Annotated in this window: 18 protein-coding genes and 1 pseudogene; 16 read left to right on the top strand and 3 right to left on the bottom strand. The window is 50.0% G+C overall.

Annotated elements, in window-relative coordinates; genetic code table 11:
* Nucleotides 1-4: 4 nt before the first annotated feature.
* The 4 genes from C2M29_RS08565 to C2M29_RS08550 all read left to right on the top strand — a co-directional run bounded on the left by C2M29_RS08565 (nt 5) and on the right by C2M29_RS08550 (nt 2673).
* On the top strand, nt 5-706 hold the full coding sequence (locus tag C2M29_RS08565; RefSeq protein WP_105189390.1) for a CoA transferase subunit A: 702 nt from the start codon (nt 5-7) through the stop codon (nt 704-706).
* Between the two features lie 2 nt (nt 707-708).
* Nucleotides 709-1365, top strand: a complete 657-nt coding sequence (locus C2M29_RS08560) for a CoA transferase subunit B (RefSeq protein WP_105189389.1) — start codon at nt 709-711, stop codon at nt 1363-1365.
* A 166-nt stretch (nt 1366-1531) separates the two neighbouring features.
* The gene (locus C2M29_RS16725; protein ID WP_105189388.1) at nt 1532-1744 is read left to right on the top strand and encodes a GDCCVxC domain-containing (seleno)protein; all 213 of its coding nucleotides are present in this window, start codon (nt 1532-1534) and stop codon (nt 1742-1744) included.
* Between the two features lie 140 nt (nt 1745-1884).
* Nucleotides 1885-2673 carry a TIGR00266 family protein gene (locus C2M29_RS08550; protein WP_105189387.1) on the top strand — a complete coding sequence of 263 codons (789 nt, stop codon included), beginning with the start codon at nt 1885-1887 and terminating at the stop codon, nt 2671-2673.
* 7 nt (nt 2674-2680) lie between these two features.
* On the opposite strand, the gene C2M29_RS08545 is transcribed toward C2M29_RS08550, so the two are convergent.
* Complete coding sequence (locus C2M29_RS08545; protein WP_105189386.1) at nt 2681-3139, bottom strand: EVE domain-containing protein; 459 nt, start codon at nt 3137-3139, stop codon at nt 2681-2683.
* Between the two features lie 84 nt (nt 3140-3223).
* On the opposite strand from C2M29_RS08545, the gene tesB reads away from it, so the two are divergent.
* Complete coding sequence (gene tesB / locus C2M29_RS08540; RefSeq protein ID WP_105189385.1) at nt 3224-4081, top strand: acyl-CoA thioesterase II; 858 nt, start codon at nt 3224-3226, stop codon at nt 4079-4081.
* Between the two features lie 214 nt (nt 4082-4295).
* Here the strand turns inward: tesB and C2M29_RS08535 are convergent, their stop codons facing one another.
* Nucleotides 4296-5327: a cytosolic protein gene (locus C2M29_RS08535; protein WP_105189399.1), complete on the bottom strand. Its 1032-nt coding sequence runs from the start codon at nt 5325-5327 to the stop codon at nt 4296-4298.
* A gap of 734 nt (nt 5328-6061) precedes the next feature.
* On the bottom strand, nt 6062-8509 hold the full coding sequence (gene plsB, locus C2M29_RS08525; protein WP_105189383.1) for a glycerol-3-phosphate 1-O-acyltransferase PlsB: 2448 nt from the start codon (nt 8507-8509) through the stop codon (nt 6062-6064).
* Between the two features lie 793 nt (nt 8510-9302).
* On the opposite strand from plsB, the gene rpsJ reads away from it, so the two are divergent.
* The 11 genes and pseudogenes from rpsJ to rpsQ all read left to right on the top strand — a co-directional run bounded on the left by rpsJ (nt 9303) and on the right by rpsQ (nt 14268).
* Nucleotides 9303-9614, top strand: coding sequence for a 30S ribosomal protein S10 (rpsJ, locus tag C2M29_RS08520; protein WP_010376390.1), 312 nt, complete (start codon nt 9303-9305; stop codon nt 9612-9614).
* Nucleotides 9615-9641: 27 nt separating this feature from the next.
* A complete protein-coding gene (rplC, locus tag C2M29_RS08515; protein WP_105189382.1) occupies nt 9642-10277 on the top strand; it encodes a 50S ribosomal protein L3 in 636 nt (211 codons plus the stop codon).
* Between the two features lie 17 nt (nt 10278-10294).
* A complete protein-coding gene (gene rplD, locus C2M29_RS08510; protein ID WP_105189381.1) occupies nt 10295-10900 on the top strand; it encodes a 50S ribosomal protein L4 in 606 nt (201 codons plus the stop codon).
* Nucleotides 10897-11199, top strand: coding sequence for a 50S ribosomal protein L23 (gene rplW, locus C2M29_RS08505; protein WP_105189380.1), 303 nt, complete (start codon nt 10897-10899; stop codon nt 11197-11199). Before rplD ends, rplW begins: the two co-directional genes overlap by 4 nt.
* Nucleotides 11200-11216: 17 nt before the next feature.
* Complete coding sequence (rplB, locus tag C2M29_RS08500) at nt 11217-12041, top strand: 50S ribosomal protein L2 (protein ID WP_105189379.1); 825 nt, start codon at nt 11217-11219, stop codon at nt 12039-12041.
* Between the two features lie 16 nt (nt 12042-12057).
* Nucleotides 12058-12336 carry a 30S ribosomal protein S19 gene (gene rpsS, locus C2M29_RS08495; protein ID WP_010367084.1) on the top strand — a complete coding sequence of 93 codons (279 nt, stop codon included), beginning with the start codon at nt 12058-12060 and terminating at the stop codon, nt 12334-12336.
* A 12-nt stretch (nt 12337-12348) separates the two neighbouring features.
* The gene (gene rplV, locus C2M29_RS08490) at nt 12349-12681 is read left to right on the top strand and encodes a 50S ribosomal protein L22 (RefSeq protein ID WP_105189398.1); all 333 of its coding nucleotides are present in this window, start codon (nt 12349-12351) and stop codon (nt 12679-12681) included.
* 12 nt (nt 12682-12693) lie between these two features.
* The gene (gene rpsC / locus C2M29_RS08485; protein ID WP_105189378.1) at nt 12694-13395 is read left to right on the top strand and encodes a 30S ribosomal protein S3; all 702 of its coding nucleotides are present in this window, start codon (nt 12694-12696) and stop codon (nt 13393-13395) included.
* 12 nt (nt 13396-13407) lie between these two features.
* Nucleotides 13408-13821, top strand: coding sequence for a 50S ribosomal protein L16 (gene rplP / locus C2M29_RS08480; protein ID WP_022944311.1), 414 nt, complete (start codon nt 13408-13410; stop codon nt 13819-13821).
* The gene (gene rpmC, locus C2M29_RS08475) at nt 13821-14012 is read left to right on the top strand and encodes a 50S ribosomal protein L29 (RefSeq protein ID WP_105189377.1); all 192 of its coding nucleotides are present in this window, start codon (nt 13821-13823) and stop codon (nt 14010-14012) included. Before rplP ends, rpmC begins: the two co-directional genes overlap by 1 nt.
* Nucleotides 14012-14268: pseudogene (gene rpsQ, locus C2M29_RS08470) on the top strand (30S ribosomal protein S17). The gene rpmC and the pseudogene rpsQ overlap by 1 nt, the downstream one beginning before the upstream one ends.
* Nucleotides 14269-14488 lie beyond the last annotated feature (220 nt).

Here is a 14488-nt window from a genome sequence, read left to right as displayed (position 1 = left end):
GAAGATGGCAGGTTTTAATAAGGTAGTGAACAGCTACGCCGAAGCAATGGCGGGCCTCGAAGACAATATGACGGTGATCGCCGGTGGTTTTGGCCTTTGCGGTATTCCCGAGGGCCTGATTAAAGAAATCAAAAACAAGGGCATCACCGGCCTGACGGTGGTTTCCAATAACTGCGGTGTCGATGGTTTTGGTTTAGGCATCCTGCTTGAAGATAAGCAGATCCACAAAATGGTGGCGTCTTACGTGGGTGAAAACGCCTTGTTTGAACAGCAACTGCTGAACGGTGAGTTGGAAGTGGAACTCACCCCACAAGGCACCCTGGCGGAGAAAATGCGTGCCGGTGGGGCGGGTATTCCTGCGTTTTACACCGCAACAGGTGTGGGCACAGTGGTTGCCGAAGGCAAAGATATTAAGCAATTTGATGGCCGCGATTACGTGCTTGAGCCAAGCATTGTTGGTGACTTTGCCATTGTTAAAGCATGGAAAGCGGATCGTTACGGCAACTGCATCTATCGTCACACGGCGATGAACTTCAACCCCATGGCGGCTACGGCAGGCAAGATCACCGTGGTTGAGGCGGAAGAAATTGTCGAGCCCGGGGAGCTGGAGCCCAGTCAAATTCACACCCCGGGTATTTATGTGCAACGCGTGATTCAAGGCCAGTTTGAAAAGCGCATCGAAAAACGTACGGTGCGAGGAGCATAACCATGGCGCTGACACGAGAGCAAATGGCGCAACGCGTCGCCCAGGAATTACGCGACGGTTATTACGTGAACCTGGGCATAGGCATTCCCACCCTGGTGGCAAACTATGTACCCAAAGGCATAGATGTGATGCTGCAATCCGAAAACGGTTTGCTGGGCATGGGTGAATACCCGCTTGAGGGGGAAGTGGATGCGGATATGATCAACGCCGGTAAGGAAACCGTGACCGCTCGCACCGGCGCGGCGATTTTTAACTCCGCCGAAAGCTTTGCCATGATCCGCGGTGGTCATGTGGACTTAACCGTGTTGGGCGCCTTCGAAGTAGACCAAAACGGCAACATCGCCAGTTGGATGATCCCCGGCAAGTTGGTCAAAGGCATGGGCGGCGCTATGGACTTGGTGGCGGGTGCGAAAAACATTATCTGCACCATGACCCATGCCAGCAAGCATGGCGACTCAAAACTGCTGACCCAGTGCTCGCTGCCGCTGACGGGGGTAGGCTGTATCAATAAGGTGATCACCGACCTGGCGCTGCTGGAAATCAAGGACGGTGCGTTTCACTTACTTGAGCGCGCCCCGGGCGTGAGTGTGGAAGAAATTAAAGCCAAAACCCAGGGCAAACTCATCTGCCCGGCTCAGGTTCCTGAAATGCAGTTTTAGGGTTGTCCCGATTCTAGACTGCACCAGTCAACACCCAGCTAGCCTGCTATGCTGGGTGTTTTTTATGTGTTCATCACAACCTGACGTAAACGCAGGCTGAGAGGACCTCGAGTAGGGGGTATGCTAAGGTTTAAGGGCTATTAACCAAGATGCGACAGAGGTCTAAATGGATAACGTCATTCTTGAGTCTGTTATCACCTGCCCAGTGTGCGGCGCAAAGAAGCAGGAAACCATGCCAACCGATGCGTGCCAATATTACTATGAGTGCTCATCTTGCCACACCCTGTTAAAGCCTTTACCCGGTGACTGCTGCGTGTATTGTTCATTTGGCACGGTTAAATGCCCACCCATTCAACAAGACGGCGCGTGCTGCGGTTAATAACACTCAAAACGGATCGGGCAGCGGTTACCACGGCCTCGACCTCGGCTCCCCCTTGTAAAAGCTGCTTACATTTTATTCGGTGCAACCCTTGTTTAATTCCGTCATGCTAGGTGTTCGAATGCAAAGGAGAAAGCACAATGCGATGTCATGAAGTTGATTATGAAATTATCGGCCATTCGATGCAGATGGTGGAAGTGGAACTGGACCCGGGTGAGGCGGTGATCGCCGAAGCGGGCGCAATGAACTACCTTGAAGACGGCATTCAATATGAAGCCAAAATGGGTGATGGCTCCCAGGTCAATCAAGGCTTTATGAGCAAGCTGTTCAGTGCGGGTAAGCGCATGATCACCGGTGAATCCCTGTTTATGACCCACTTTACCAATCAGGGCATGGGTAAAAAACGCGTTGCCTTTGCCGCTCCTTTCCCGGGCAGTATTGTGCCCTTAAATATGGCCGAGTTGGGTGAGCAGGTGTTCTTGCAAAAAGACTCCTTCTTGTGCGCGGCACTGGGCACCGAGGTCAACATCGCCTTTCAGCGTAAATTAGGCGCCGGTTTCTTTGGCGGCGAGGGCTTTATTTTGCAGCGCTTAGAAGGCGATGGGATGGCTTTCGCCCATGCCGGCGGCACGGTCGTTGAGAAACAGCTTAATGGTGAAACGCTGCGCCTAGACACGGGGTGTGTGGTGGGCTTCACCGGCGGCATTGAGTTCGATATCGAACGGGTTAAGGGCCTGCGTTCCATGTTCTTTGGTGGTGAAGGCCTGTTCCTCACCACGCTGCGCGGCCATGGCACCGTTTGGATCCAAAGCCTGCCATTCTCACGTTTAGCTGATCGCGTACTTGAACATGCCCCTCGAGCCGGTGGTGCACGCCAAGGCGAGGGCTCGGTCCTTGGTGGCATCGGCGATATGATAGGCGGCGATTAGAGAGCCTTTATTTGGCAATGCCGCACAGGTATTGCCATTCTTCCTCGGTGACCGGCATCACGGATAAGCGCCCGGATTTTTTCAGCGCCAGCTCTTCGATGGCCGGGTCGGCCTTGATCGCCTGCAGGGTCACCGGCTTGTTAAAGGTTTCCCTGTATTGCACATCGACACTAAACCAGCGCGGCGCCTCGGTTGTGGCCTTGGGATCATAATAATCGCCGCTGGCATCGAATTGTGATGGATCCGCATAGGGACCGTTCACTATCTCGGCCACGCCGACTATTGCGGGCACCTTGCAGCTCGAATGATAGATAAACACCTTGTCGCCCACCTTCATGCCATCGCGAATAAAATTACGGGCCTGATAGTTACGTACGCCATCCCACACCGTAGTGCCGTCCGGGGCCGCTTTTAAGTCTGCCAATGAAAACGCATCGGGCTCTGTTTTGAGTAGCCAATAAGCCATGTCGGGTCCTGTGCTGAGCTAGGTAATCGGGTTCATTGTATAGTATTATCATTGTATTAGCTGCAATGTGGAAATGAGGACACAATGAGCCAAGCATTAGATAATTTATTGTCGCTGTTAAAACTGGAAGAAATCGAGTTAGGCCTGTATCGCGGTGCCAGCCAGGACCTGGGTTTTAAGGCCGTTTTTGGCGGTCAGGTTATGGGTCAGGCGCTTTCGGCGGCGAAGGAAACCTTGCCCGAAGGGCGCGTGGTGCATTCCCTGCATTCCTATTTTTTACGGCCCGGCGATGCCTCGCGCCCCATTGTTTATGATGTGGAAAATATTCGCGACGGTAAGAGCCTAAGCACTCGTCGTGTCAGCGCCATTCAGTACGGCAAACCGATTTTCTATATGACAGCCTCTTTCTCCGGCGACGCCCAGGGCCTGGAGCATCAGACTCTTATGCCGGATGTGCCGGCACCGGAAGGTTTGCGTTCGGCTTTAGAATTCTACCAAGAGCATGCCCATCAAATTCCCGAGCCCATTCGCAACAAGTTTATCAGCGAAAAGCCCATCGACATGCGCCCGGTGAATTTTCAAAACCCCTTTAAGCCGCAGGTTGCCGAGCCGGTGAAGCATATCTGGTTTAAGGCCAACGGCGAGATGCCGGACGACCAGCGTATTCACAACTACCTGTTGGCCTATGCGTCGGACTTTGAGTTTTTGCCTACCGCCTTGCAGCCGCACGGTAAGTCGTTTATGCACCCGAAAATGCAGGTTGCGACTATCGACCACGCCATGTGGTTCCATCGCCCATTCCGTATGGATGAATGGATGCTCTATAGTGTGGACAGTCCCAGCGCCAGCTGTGGCCGTGGCCTGGTGCGCGGCCAGTTCTTTGACCGCAAGGGCAACCTGGTTGCTTCCACCATTCAAGAAGGTGTGATGCGCGAGCGTTAGGGGCTTAAAACTGCTGCGCTCGACACTACGGCGATTAAAAATCGCTTTAAAGTCCTCATTTACGGCCAGTAAACTGCGGCTTTTCAGCGATTTTTGCATTGTACTGACTTCGCTCGCGACGTTTTCGATGGTTTTTGGCGACGACACCCGAGGGCGCCTCCACATTTGCTTTTTGCTTGCCCGTGTTAGGTGAGCAACGCATGCTTAAAAGTTGCTACCCAAGCTGCCTTAATTTGTGCTCAACGAGGGGATCATCCGGTACCAGTTGCTGCGCTACTTCAAGGAGTTTGATTGCATCTTTGGGGTGATCGTCTTGGTGCTTCACCGCGACATCTATGAGTGGTTGCACATCAATTTGTGCTTTATGCTCTTGCACATGCTGCTCTTTTTCATCGGCCAGTATTTGATGTGCCGTACTTAACAGTGCCAAGCGGTGTGGCGAGTTACTATTGGCTCGATTAAGAGACTGATAATAATCTTCTTTTAGGCGTAGCGTTTTGGTTTGCTGGCGAAACGTTTTGATATCCAGTTCTTGGTGGTGCAAAAAGTCCTTCGCCACCTGCTTATAAAAGCCAAACTTATTGAGATAACTGGCGTGAGTGCCATGACCCATACCGTAGACGCGGAGGTGAGTAAGCTGTGAGTAGCGTTTTGCATGTTTACGATCAATCTCATTGGTTGGATCGTAAATGATGTAGCCTTTGGCATTTCCCAATTGCAGATCGTGATAATCATCGTGCCAATCAAACTGCTGCGCAAGTTCTGTACTGGAGCGGGTGTCCCAAGGTGCAATGGTGGTATTTTTTGTGCTCACCGGGTGAAGTAACAGAACATAATCTAGCTTTAACAGCTCAGAAAATGCCCCTACGGCAAACCCACCGCGACTTAAGCCATATCCAAGACGCGTAGAGAATGGTGTGAGTAAAGGCGCTAGTTGTTCTAAGAAGAAGATGAGGTTGCGACTGCGAAACCAGTTACTTTGACCTAAGTGCTGAAAAGCAATGATATTCACTTGCTGCTTTAGCGCCAAGCGATAGCCCCATGGAGCAAAACCCTCGTGTAAATCACTGGTTTGGTAGTTAGTACCGGCAGGTGAAAATGTGAATAGCAGCGGTTTGCTAGGGTCGACAAAGTGATATTTAACATACACATCATCGAGTAAGTCGCTGCCCGTCATTGGTAGACGTTCGCGTTGCTCTGGAGGTGGAAGAGTCAGCCACTCATCCAGCCAATATAGTAATTTCATGCCATGCTCCCAGTAGGCCTCACGCCCACCGGCGCGAAGACAAACCCACAAAAAGCCCCGCATTGTAGCAAAAATGAGCGGTAATGAAAAACAAGGGGATTCGGGCCGCCGACTATGGCGGCTAGATCTTGTCGCGGTGGGTGTACTTTTTAGAATTAGGTAGTATGCTGGTTTACTAGAGACGACTCGGCAGCGCTAGATGCTGTTCAATGTCGTTATGATGAGGGATTTATTAAACTCAGGATGAGCTGAAAGTATGGCAACTTTGTTATTGTTAATAATGGTCGTGGCATGGATTTGGTCTGTGGCACGAGGTGTACACGTTTCTTTTCTTTGCGTAGTGTTAAACTTTTTATTCCCGCCTATATCTCAAGGGTTCTTTTCAATTTATGAAGAGAAAATGAGGCCTCCTTTCTTTTTGATGTTGGCATGTTTTGCTCTACTTTTGTTGTTTGGTGAACCGGTTTAGACGTGTCGAGCCGCATTCCTGTTCGTGACGAAGTTACGGCATCCATGCCTCCACCGTCCGGCCCGCCGCTGGGCTTAAGGCGTTCGCTTACTAAAAAATAGTTCACTGGACTATTTGCCAAACGCGCTCACCCTAGCGCTGCGAAGCGGTGCTTCGGTCGCTCGTCGCCCAACGCGACAAGATCTATCCCACTAACACCGCTGTCGGCGCAGAGCACCGACCTACAAAAACCGCCATAGTCGGCGGCCCGACGACCTAGAAAGGCTTACGCCTGACCTGCATGCATAGCCGCTATGGCATCGCTAATCGACTGCCACAACCTGGCCGGCAGCAACTGCTGCAGATCCTGGTACAGGGCAACCAGCTCGTCGGTATGGGCGAGGGCGTTGTCGCGTTGATGCACCAAGCCCTGCTCTTTGAGGCTGGCAATAAAGCCGGTCAGTACCTTCTTATCGAAGAATTCCGGGCTCTTAATACCGTGCAATGTGCCTAGGCGGTTGGCGATCACGGCGCCTTCTTTTTCCAGCTCCGAAGGGCTCATATCGCCGCTTTGGCTTAATAGGCCTATGACTATGGCGTAGCGCAGCAAGGTGTGGTGTACCACCTTGCCCAGCATTTCCAGCGTCGCCTGATTGTCACCCGCTTTGATCACTTCCAGCTGCTCGCCGTCTTGGCGAATAAGGCCCTGCTCGGCGAAGCTGGCGATAACCTTGTCGATGTAGTCGTCGTTCAGCTCAGGCAGGAACCATTCTTTGGCAAACAAGGGGTAAAGGCGTTGAACCTGCGCCTTGCACTCGCTGCGGGTGATGCTGTGGTGGTTAAACAGTTGCTGGGCAATGACGCTGGGCACCGCAAACAGATGCAGCACATTATTGCGATAATAGTTAAACAGGGTGCGCTCTTTTTCTTTAATGGCGATGATGTCGCCAAAGTGGTCGTTCACCACGTCAAATTTGTTCAGGGTCAGGGCGTGTCCAAGCAGCTCGGCGCTGTTTTGCTGGGGCAGGGTTAACTTGTCGCTGAGTGGCGCGTCCCGGTGCAGGCGCAGGTAGAAATCCATCTGCTCCAGCAGCTGTGACTTACTGAGCGCAAACTGATCATTGGTCAGCAAAATGGTGGCCAGCAGGTTTACCGAGTTCAATGCGGCGGCACTGTTGATATTCATCATAATCTCGTCGGCCAGATTGCTGACCTGCTTACCCAGCCAAGCCGGTTTTTGCACGTCGGTGGGATGAATCGCCTCGCGCCAGTTCGGCTGCTGCTCGTTAAGGAACTGGTTGATATTGATCGGCGCGCCGAAGTTCACGTTACCGCGACCATAGTTCTTGAGGTTTTTAATGGCCTTGAAAATACCCAGCACAGACTCGTTCTTTTTATGATCGCCGGCCAGCTCTTTGAGGTAGGTGTTGATCTCCATCACATGCTCATAGCCGATATACACGGGCACTATGGATATGGGGCGGTCGATGCCGCGCAGCATGGCCTGAATGGTCATCGCTAGCATGCCGGTTTTCGGTGGTAACAGGCGACCGGTACGGCTGCGCCCGCCTTCGGTGTAAAACTTCACCGAGTAGCCGTTAATAAAGAGCTGGCTTAGGTATTCTTTAAACACCGCCGAATAGAGCTTGTTGCCACTGAAGGAACGGCGAATAAAGAAGGCGCCGCTGCGACGGAAAATCGGCCCGGCGGGGAAGAAGTCGAGGTTGATACCCGCGGCAATGTGCGGTGGCACCAGGCCCTGGTGATAAATCACGTAGGTGAGTAACAGGTAGTCCATATGGCTGCGGTGGCAGGGCACATAGATGATCTCGTGTCCCTTATCGGTCAGCTCGCGCACCTGCTCGGCATAGTTCACGTCGATGCCGTTATAGAGCTTATTCCACAGCCAGGTAAGAATGCGGTCGGCGACGCGCACCATGGCATCGGAGTAGTTGGCGGCGATTTCATCGAGCAGACGCAGGGCTTTTTTTCGCGCCTCTTCCTGACTGATGCCTTTGGCCTTGGCCTCGTCGGCAATGGCCTTTTTAATGGTTGGCGACGCCAGCAAGGAATTAAACAGTGCCTCGCGAGAAGGCAGTTTCGGACCGGTGGCGGCGAGCTTTTGGCGACGGAAGTGCACCCGGGCCACACGCAGTAGTTTTTGCGGGAGCTCGTCTTTGTCACCCTTATCATGCACCAGTTGGGTTAAATCCAGGGGCTGACTAAAGCGAATAAGGTTGTCGCGGCCCGAGAACAGCACCACGAAAAACTTACGGAACCAACTCGGTGTCAGGGAATGGGAAATTAGCGTGCTTAAGCCTGGCTTTTCTTTGCCTGGGTTGCGGCCCCAGAGAATGGTCACAGGAATAATCTGAATCTTTTGCTCTGGTTGCTTGGCAAGGGCATCGAAAATCGCTTTACCCTGTTGCAGGGCACAGCTGGGGCGACTTTTAGTACCGAATACCGGCGGTGGATTTTGAATGCCGATGAAGCGCGGCAGCTCGGTGTCGGCGAGACTCTGCTCCTGACTGGGATCTGGCAGGCCCAGCTTGCGACAGATCTTCGCCAGGGCGGCGATATCAAGGCGCGAGTTTAAGCGGCCAATGTAGAAGGTGGGTACCGAGGTATCAAGCTCGAAGTCGGCAATCGGCTGCTGCGGCAGCACCTTGGACCTTACACAAATGGCATTTAAGCAACGGGCTAGAAAGTCGACGCTGCGGTTTAACATTTTCATTTACACTCACTCGCTTAACCACATTACCAAGGGGCAATAACAGATCAGGTAATGTCGAATACCAATTTATTAAAATTTTGCTCAATCCAGCGTGCCAAACGCCAGGCTAGCTTCGTTAAAAATTATTTAGATAGAACAACTATATACCATAATTTTAGCCTCGCTATCCCGAGCTTTTATCCGTTGCTACACCCGAGCACTTTATTAATGCAACTGGCATTAAAAAACACAATAAAGGGCGTAAATGATACCAAGTTCTAACTGGACTGACCATTGCTATGAGCTGGCTTGGCGACTGAGCCAAGGGCGCGGGGAGGTTTTGCCTTCCACTGCCGTCAGACGAGGGATTGGCCTTGGTACATAAAATGAACAGGCTTTAAGCCTGCTGTCAGTTAAGAGTCTCGATAATAAGAACAATGGCTGCGACAAACGCGCCAGGCTCGGTATTTAGTCGTATCCCTGGGGCTGAATTCTGTGTTGCGGCAGACAAGAAGGACGGGTGAGTGACGCAGCATCAAGCGCTTCCTCCTTCTTGTCCACCGTACCCTTCCTTAAGCACAAAAAACTGTTGCATTTATCACCAATATCTCTATAATACGCAGACTTTCTTTGCCTTAGGTGTTCCACCAAGGACATGGAAAGCTAGATATAGCTTGGATTTCAAGCATAAACAGGAGCTCCGATTTGGAGCTCAATGGTAGAAAATGAAAGGACAACCGACTTCTTAGTAGTAAGTAAGTTTCGGGTGTTTTTTTATGCTCTTTTTAAATGCTCTTTTTATTGAGGTTTTAGAATGTCAAATCAACGCATTCGCATTCGCCTAAAAGCTTTTGACCACCGTTTGATTGACCAATCAACGGCGGAAATTGTGGAAACTGCGAAACGCACAGGTGCTCAGGTACGTGGTCCAATCCCACTTCCTACACGCAAAGAACGTTTCACTGTATTGATCTCTCCGCACGTTAACAAAGACGCGCGTGATCAGTACGAGATCCGCACCCACAAACGTCTGATCGACATCGTAGAACCAACAGACAAGACTGTAGACGCTCTAATGCGCCTAGACCTTGCTGCTGGCGTTGATGTTCAAATCAGCCTGGGTTAATCGGAAGATTAGAGAGGTTTTAGGAAAATGGCATTAGGTCTAGTCGGTCGTAAAGTGGGCATGACTCGTATCTTCACTGAAGATGGCGTATCTATCCCAGTAACCGTAATCGAAGCGACTCCTAACCGTGTTACGCAGATCAAATCTGACGCAACAGACGGTTATAACGCGCTTCAAGTAACCGCAGGCGAGAAAAAAGCTAGCCGTGTAAACAAACCAGCAGCGGGTCACTTCGCTAAAGCTGGCGTTGAAGCGGGTCGTGGTCTGTGGGAATTCCGTCTTAATGGCGGTGAAGGCGACTTTGAAGTTGGTAACGAAATCACTGTTGAAGTATTCAACGAAGTGAGCAAAGTTGACGTTACTGGTACTTCTAAAGGTAAAGGTTTCCAAGGTGGTGTTAAGCGCTGGAACTTCAGCATGCAAGACGCAACTCACGGTAACTCTTTGTCTCACCGTGCTCCTGGTTCAATCGGTCAAAACCAATCACCTGGTAAGGTGTTTAAAGGTAAGAAAATGGCCGGTCACATGGGTGCTGAGCGTGTAACTACTCAGAACCTAGAACTAGTTCGTGTTGACGCTGAGCGTAACCTGCTTCTAGTTAAAGGTGCAGTACCTGGCGCTATCGGCGGTGACGTTATCGTTAAACCTGCTGTTAAAGCATAAGTCCTGGAGATTTAGTGATGGAATTAGCAATTAAAGACGCGTCAGGCGCTCTTGAAGTTTCCGAAGCTACTTTTGGACGTGAGTTTAACGAAGCATTAGTACACCAAGTAGTTGTTGCTTACGCAGCAGGTGCTCGTCAAGGTACTAAAGCTCAGAAGACACGTTCTGAAGTAAGCGGTGGCGGTAAGAAGCCATGGCGTCAAAAAGGTACTGGCCGTGCACGTGCTGGTACAATCCGCAGCCCAATCTGGCGTAGCGGTGGTGTGACTTTTGCAGCTAAGCCGCAAGATCACAGCCAAAAAGTTAACCGTAAGATGTATCGCGGTGCGATCAAGAGCATCTTATCTGAGCTTGTTCGTCAAGAGCGTTTAGTTGTAGTTGAGAACTTCGGTATCGAAGCTCCTAAGACTAAAGCACTTGTAGCGAAGCTTAAAGAGCTTGAGCTTAAAGACGTACTAATCGTGACAGAAGAAGTAGAAGAGAATCTATTCCTTGCTGCTCGTAACCTATACAAGGTTGACGTACGTGATGTAGCTGGTATCGACCCAGTAAGCCTAATCGCTTTCGATAAGGTTGTTATGACTAAGGGTGCTGTAAAGCAACTTGAGGAGGCGCTAGCATGATCCGTGAAGAACGTCTTTTAAAAGTAATCCTTGCTCCGCACATCTCTGAGAAGAGCACTGTATCTGCTGAAGATAACAACACGATTGTTTTCAAAGTACTTAAAGATGCAACTAAAGCTGAAGTTAAAGCAGCTGTAGAAAAGCTTTTCGAAGTAGAAGTAACTGGTGTTCGCACACTTAATGTTAAGGGTAAAACAAAGCGTACTGGTATGCGTTTCGGTCGTCGTAGCGACTGGAAGAAAGCCTACGTTACTCTTAAAGAAGGTAGCGAGCTAGACTTTGTCGGCGGCGCCGAGTAATAAGGGGAGTTAGAATTATGGCACTTCAAAAGTGTAAACCAACTTCTGCGGGTCGTCGTCACGTCGTTAAAGTGGTTAACCCTGATCTACACAAGGGTAAGCCATACGCTCCGCTTCTAGAGAAGAACTCTAAAACCGGTGGTCGTAACAACAAAGGTCGTATCACGGTTCGTCATATCGGTGGTGGTCACAAGCATCATTACCGTGTAATTGACTTTAAACGCACTAAAGATGGCATTCCAGCTAAAGTAGAGCGTCTAGAGTATGATCCAAACCGTAGCGCGAACATCGCCTTGGTTTGTTATGCAGACGGTGAGCGTCGTTACATCATCGCTCCTAAGGGTCTTAAAGCAGGTGATCAAATCCAGTCTGGTGTTGATGCACCAATCAAAGCTGGTAACACCTTACCTATGCGCAACATGCCTGTAGGTTCGACCGTACACAACGTAGAGCTTAAGCCTGGTAAAGGTGCACAGATTGCACGTTCTGCAGGCGCTTACGTACAAATCCTAGCACGTGAAGGTCAATACGTGACTCTACGTCTTCGTTCAGGCGAAGTTCGTAAAGTACTAGCTGACTGTCGCGCAACGCTAGGTGAAGTAGGTAATGCTGAGCACATGCTACGTTCACTTGGTAAAGCCGGTGCAAACCGCTGGCGTGGTATCCGTCCGACCGTTCGTGGTGTTGCCATGAACCCGGTAGATCACCCGCACGGTGGTGGTGAAGGTCGTACTTCTGGTGGTCGTCACCCTGTATCTCCATGGGGCGTACCTACCAAAGGTTACAAGACTCGTAAGAACAAGCGTACTGATAAGTTCATCGTACGTCGTCGTACTAAATAATAGTTGAGGAATAGCCATGCCACGTTCTCTCAAGAAAGGTCCATTTATTGACCTGCACTTGCTGAAGAAGGTAGAGAAAGCGTTGGAAAGCGGTGACAAGAAGCCAATTAAAACTTGGAGCCGTCGTTCAATGATCATACCTAACATGATCGGATTGACCATCGCTGTCCATAATGGTCGTCAGCACGTTCCTGTGTTTGTCACAGACGAAATGATCGGTCACAAACTGGGTGAATTCGCACCTACACGTACTTACCGCGGTCACGCTGCGGATAAGAAAGCTAAGAAACGTTAATCGGAGGTTATGATGGAAGCATTAGCTAAACACAAATTCGCCTCTGGTTCGGCGCAAAAAGCACGTCTAGTTGCAGACCAAATCCGTGGACTACCGGTAGATCGCGCCCTAGAAATCCTGGCGTACAGCCCTAAGAAAGCGGCTGCATTAGTTAAGAAAGTACTTGAGTCTGCTATCGCGAACGCGGAGCACAACGAAGGTGCTGACATTGATGAGCTTGTAGTAGCGAAAGTATTTGTAGACGAAGGTCCTACAATGAAACGCATCATGCCTCGTGCTAAAGGACGCGCTGACCGCATCCTTAAGCGTACAAGCCACATCACTGTTGTGGTTTCGGATAACTAGGAGATATAAGTAATGGGACAAAAAGTTCATCCTACTGGTATTCGCCTAGGTATCTCTAAACCTTGGGTTTCTACCTGGTACGCGAATACAAAAGATTACTCTGAGCAGCTTTTTGGCGATCACAAAGTACGTTCTTACCTTACTAAGGAACTTAAGAACGCTTCTGTGGCTAAAATCGTTATCGAGCGCCCAGCAAAATCTATCCGTGTAACAATTCACACAGCTCGTCCTGGTGTTGTTATCGGTAAAAAAGGCGAAGACGTTGAAAAGCTACGTCAAGCTGTAACAAAAATCGCTGGTGTACCTGCGCAAATCAATATTGCGGAAGTACGTAAGCCAGAACTTGATGCACAACTAGTAGCTGACGGTATTGCGTCACAGCTAGAGCGTCGTGTTATGTTCCGTCGCGCTATGAAGCGTTCGGTACAAAACGCAATGCGCTTAGGTGCAAAGGGTATCAAAGTTGAAGTAAGCGGCCGTCTAGGCGGCGCAGAAATCGCACGTTCTGAGTGGTACCGTGAAGGTCGTGTACCTCTACACACTCTTCGTGCTGATATCGATTACGCAACTTCTGAAGCTGCAACCACTTACGGCATTATCGGTGTTAAAGTATGGATCTTCAAAGGCGAAGTTATTGGTGGTCTTCCACTAGTACAAGAGCAAGAGAAGCCTGCTAAACGTGGCCCGAAGAAAGCCAAGAAAAGTGCTAAGTAGGAGTAGCGAATAATGTTACAGCCAAAACGTACAAAATTCCGTAAGGTGCACAAAGGCCGCAACCGTGGTCTTGCGCAAAACGGTAACAAAGTAAGCTTCGGTACTTTCGGTCTTAAGGCTACTGGTCGTGGCCGTATGACTGCTCGTCAAATCGAAGCAGCTCGTCGTGCTATGACACGTCACATCAAGCGTCAAGGTAAAATCTGGATCCGTGTATTCCCAGACAAGCCAATCACTGAAAAGCCGCTTGAAGTTCGTATGGGTAAAGGTAAAGGTTCTGTTGAATACTGGGTTGCTGAAATTCAGCCTGGTAAAGTACTTTACGAAATGGAAGGTGTTTCAGAAGAGCTTGCTCGTGAAGCATTCAACCTAGCTGCTCGTAAATTACCATTCAAAACCACTTTTGTAACTCGGACGGTGATGTAATGAAAGCTAGCGAACTTAAAGATAAAAGCGTAGAAGAGCTAAATGCTGAACTTATTGAACTTCTTCGTGAGCAGTTTAACCTGCGCATGCAAGCAAGCACTGGTCAGCTAGCTCAATCTCATTTGCTACGTAAAGTACGTCGCGATATCGCGCGTGTTAAAACGGTTATTAACCAGAAGGCAGGTGCATAATGAGCGATAAGATCCGTACTCTACAAGGCCGTGTAATCAGCGACAGATGGACAAGTCTTTCACTGTTGCTGTAGCCCGTTACGTGAAGCACCCGATCTACGGTAAGTTCATGAAACGTACTACTAAGTTGCACGTACATGATGAAAACAACTCTGCTATGGCAGGCGACACAGTTACTATTCGTGAATGTGCGCCTATCTCTAAGACTAAGTCTTGGACTTTGGTAGAAGTTGTTGAGCGTCCTAAGAAAGCTTAATTTTTAATTAAGTCTATTTGGACCCAAAAAGCCCTGGCATTCGCCGGGGCTTTTTCATTATTGGGCCCGTTGCGGTTGGCGATATACCCACACTCCCGTCCATTCCTTCTTCACTTTTCTGTCAAGCCTCCAGCCTGTGGCGGCATGAGCTAAGCACGGCAAACTTACCCTGAACTCAGCCCAGTTTATTTTTGTGCATTGTAACCATTGCTTGCTGTCG

The organism is Pseudoalteromonas sp. T1lg48 (assembly GCF_002964785.1).
Classification (GTDB): Bacteria; Pseudomonadota; Gammaproteobacteria; order Enterobacterales; family Alteromonadaceae; genus Pseudoalteromonas.
Note: the sequence above shows the minus strand (reverse complement) of the source record. Positions and strands in the feature narration are given on the sequence as shown.